4 protein-coding genes are annotated in these 3,556 nt (G+C 71.1%); 3 read left to right on the top strand and 1 reads right to left on the bottom strand.

The features are described 5' to 3' along the window. Positions 1–569, bottom strand: a 569-nt coding sequence (locus GKQ77_RS29875) for a YceI family protein (protein ID WP_219692242.1), incomplete at its 3' end; no start/stop codon positions are given. Positions 570–835: 266 nt separating this feature from the next. On the opposite strand from GKQ77_RS29875, the gene GKQ77_RS29870 reads away from it, so the two are divergent. The 3 genes from GKQ77_RS29870 (at position 836) to GKQ77_RS29860 (ending at position 3,498) form a co-directional block, all read left to right on the top strand. After that, positions 836–1,390 carry a hypothetical protein gene (locus GKQ77_RS29870; RefSeq protein ID WP_219692241.1) on the top strand — a complete coding sequence of 185 codons (555 nt, stop codon included), beginning with the start codon at positions 836–838 and terminating at the stop codon, positions 1,388–1,390. 99 nt (positions 1,391–1,489) lie between these two features. Beyond that, on the top strand, positions 1,490–2,329 hold the full coding sequence (locus GKQ77_RS29865) for a DUF4097 family beta strand repeat-containing protein (RefSeq protein ID WP_219692240.1): 840 nt from the start codon (positions 1,490–1,492) through the stop codon (positions 2,327–2,329). Positions 2,330–2,514: 185 nt separating this feature from the next. Beyond that, a complete protein-coding gene (locus GKQ77_RS29860) occupies positions 2,515–3,498 on the top strand; it encodes an ATP-binding cassette domain-containing protein (protein ID WP_219692239.1) in 984 nt (327 codons plus the stop codon). The last annotated feature ends 58 nt before the right edge of the window (positions 3,499–3,556 follow it).

The following is a 3,556-nucleotide window of genomic DNA, read 5'->3' as shown; positions in this document are numbered from 1 at the left end:
GACACGAGGCCGCCGCCGGTCTCCAGCGCGGCGTTCCAGGTGAGGCCCCACGCCGAGCGCAGGATCTCGGCCTTGCCCTCGAAGCCGACGCGCTCGTTGCCGAACGGGTCCTTGGCGGAGCCGTTGAACTCCAGGTCGATGGAGAGCGGCTTCGTCGTGCCGAGGATCGTCAGGTCACCGGTGACGCGGTAGTCGTCGCCGCCGAGGAACTCCGCCTTGGTGGAGCGGAAGGTCATCTCGGGGAACTCCTCCGTCTTGAAGAAGTCCGCGCTCTTCAGGTGCCCGTCACGGTCGGCGCTGCCCGTGTCGATGCTGTCCATCCTGACGTCGATGGAGGCCGTCGAACGGGACGGGTCGGCGCCGTCCAGGTGCAGCGTGCCCGCGACGTCGAGGAAGGAGCCCTTGACGTTGGTGACCATGGCGTGCCGGGCGACGAAACCGATCGTCGAGTGTGCCGGGTCGATCGTGTAGTCGCCGGTCAGCGCGGCGAGCTGGGGGTCGACCACGGGGGCCGTGGCGGTGGCGGTGGGGGTGGCGGTCGTGTCGTTCTTGCGGCCGAAGAGACCCATGACGTGCTCCTTGGGGGATGGCTCCCGACGGGGGAGCTTCAGTTGAAGGTTCAACGACATCGAATGTAGCGCGATTCAGTTCAACATTCAACATCTGCTGGATGGTGTCGGAGTGGCGCTAGGTGACGCCATCGGGGTGTCAGATTGCCACCGATGGGGGTGCCGCCCACCCTGACCTGCGAAAACCGACTCTGAGACTCGTAGCTGGCCCACTTCTGGCACTCGCAGTGCTTGCAATGGCGCCACGATGGTGCCACTATGGCGTCATGAACCTCACGCAATACGTCGACCACCTCCGGCAGGAACTCGCGGTCGCCGCCGAAGCCGGTGGCGACGAGGCCCGCGCCCTGGCCGAGCGCCTCACCGCCCCGCTGGAGTCCGCCGCCCGGCTCACGCTGCTGAACGCCCTGTCCGCCGCCGCGGAAGAGATCACCAGCGAACTCGCGCCGGGCTCGGTCGACCTGCGACTGCGCGGCCTGGACCCCGAGTTCGTGGTGACGCCGCCGCCCGCGGGGGGCCCGTTCGACGCCCAGGCGGAGTACGCCGCGCTCATGGCGCCGTCGGCGCCGCCCGCCGCGCCCCCCGCGCCGGACGGCCCGGACGAGGGCGGCACGGCCCGTGTCAACCTCCGCCTCCCGGCGCACCTCAAGGCCCGCGTCGAAGAGGCCGCGAGCGGCGAGGGCCTCTCGGTCAACGCCTGGCTCGTGCGGGCGGTCTCCGCCGCGCTTGACCAGCCGGGCGGCGGCAGGCCCGGCGGGAGCGCCGGCCGCCGGGAGATCGCCCCGGGCTTCGGCGGCGGCTATACGGGCTGGGTGCGCTGACCGACCCTCGCGAGGGCCGCGCCCCAACCGCGTGACACGACTTCAGGTACCGACAACACCGAGCCCGAGGGCTCGTCTAGCCACCAGGACGGGACAGCCATGCCTACTTTCGACACTCCCAAGCCCATCATCGCCACCGTCGGCTTCGAGAGCGGGACCCTCCGCGTCATCGCGGGGGACGCCGCCGAGACGGTCGTCGACGTACGCCCCAGCAGCGAGACCCGGGACGAGGACGTCAAGGGCGCCGAGCGCACCCGCGTCGAGTTCGCGAACGGTTCACTGCTGGTCAAGGGCCCCAAGAACCGGTCCCCGTTCAGCAAGGGCTCCTCGATCGACGTCCGGATCACGCTGCCCGCCGGTTCCGAGCTGCGGGTCGACACCGCGATGTCGCACGTGGTCACGGAGGGCAGGCTCGGGGACTGCGACATCAAGACGTCCGTAGGTGACCTCCAGATCGAACAGGCGGCCGCCCTCCAGCTGAACACGGGGTACGGCGAGATCTCCCTGGGCCGCGCGAGCGGCTCGGCCCAAGTCACCACCGGGTCCGGCGGCATCAGGCTCGGCGAGGTCAAGGGCGCGGTGACGGTCAAGAACTCCAACGGCGCCACGGACATCGGAGTGGTCGGGGGCGACGTGACGGCGAGGGGGGCGAACGGTTCCGTCACGGTCGAGCGCGCGGAGGCGGATGTCACGCTCAAGAGTGCCAACGGCTCCCTGCGCGTAGGCGAGTTGGCGCGCGGCACCGCTGTCCTGGAGACGGCCGTGGGCTCGATCGAGGTCGGCATCCGGCAGTCCACGGCGACCTTTCTCGACGTACGGACGAAGGCGGGGTCGGTGCGGCAGCCGCTGGCGGAGTCCGAGGCGCCGGCCGAGTCGGCGGACACCCTCAAGGTGCGCGCCCGCACGGCGATGGGCGACATCACCATCCGCCGCGCCTGACGTCCTGATCCCGGGGGCCGGCGCTCGGCGCCTCGCACACCGCTGAGCCCGGCACCCACCCGGTCGCCCACGCCCCAAGGGGCGCCCGCGACCTCAATTTCGAACTGATGTCTGATTTTGATTCCCGTCAACCCTTTACCCCTCGGCCGCTCGGCCCCTCCCCTCCGCACGAAAGGGAACCCCCCATGACCAGGCTTCTCCAGCCACCCGCGCCCCTCACGGGAACCCCCGCAGCGATCACCGCCACCGGCCTGCGGAAGTCATTCGGCGGGAAGACCGTCCTCGACGGGATCGACCTGCACATCCCGAAGGGCTCGATCTTCTCCCTGCTCGGGCCGAACGGGGCCGGCAAGACGACCGCCGTGCAGATCCTCTCCACGCTGATCGCCCCGGACGGCGGCGACGTACGCGTCGCGGGGCACGACCTGGCCCGCGACCCCGCGGCCGTCCGCTCGGCGATCGGCGTCACCGGCCAGTTCTCCGCCGTGGACAACCTCCTGACCGGCGAGGAGAACCTGCTCCTCGTGGCCGACCTCTACGGCTACCGCAGCCGCGAGGCCCGCCATCTGGCCGCCGGCCTCGTCGAGCGGTTCGACCTCGTGGAGGCGGCGAAGAGGCCCGCCTCGACGTACTCCGGCGGTATGCGCCGCCGCCTCGACATCGCGATGACCCTGGTCGGCGACCCGAGCATCATCTTCCTCGACGAACCCACCACCGGCCTCGACCCGCGCAGCCGCCACGGCATGTGGGAGATCGTCCGCGAACTCGTCGGCGACGGCGTCACCGTCTTCCTGACGACGCAGTACCTGGAAGAGGCCGACCAGCTCGCCGACCGCATCGCGGTGCTGAGCGGCGGCAAGCTCGTCGCCGAGGGCACCCCCGAGGAGCTGAAGCGCCTCGTCCCCGGCGGCCACGTCGTGCTGCGCTTCGCCGACGTCACCGGCCTGGACCGCGCCGCCCGCACCCTCGGCGTCGGCACCCGCGACGACGACGCCCTCACCCTCCAGGTCCCCAGCGACGGCAGCGTGCAGTCCGTGAAGGCCCTGCTCGACTGGGTCGAGGCCACGGAGACCGAGGTCGAAGGCCTCACGATCGACACCCCCGACCTGGACGACGTCTTCTTCGCCGTGACCGGCCGCCCCGACAACGAGAAAGTGACGACCCGATGAGCGTCTCCGCCCCCGCCACGTCCGCCGCGGCCCCGGCCGCCGTCCGCCCGTCCAGGCC

It is taken from the genome of Streptomyces anatolicus, assembly GCF_019400875.1.
Classification (GTDB): domain Bacteria; phylum Actinomycetota; class Actinomycetes; order Streptomycetales; family Streptomycetaceae; genus Streptomyces; species Streptomyces anatolicus.
This window is presented reverse-complemented; position numbering and strand designations above follow the sequence as displayed.

Coding starts and splice junctions, on each gene's coding strand:
- GKQ77_RS29870 (WP_219692241.1), top strand. CDS start 836: ATGAACCTCACGCAATACGTCGACCACCTCCGGCAGGAACTCGCGGTC.
- GKQ77_RS29865 (WP_219692240.1), top strand. CDS start 1,490: ATGCCTACTTTCGACACTCCCAAGCCCATCATCGCCACCGTCGGCTTC.
- GKQ77_RS29860 (WP_219692239.1), top strand. CDS start 2,515: ATGACCAGGCTTCTCCAGCCACCCGCGCCCCTCACGGGAACCCCCGCA.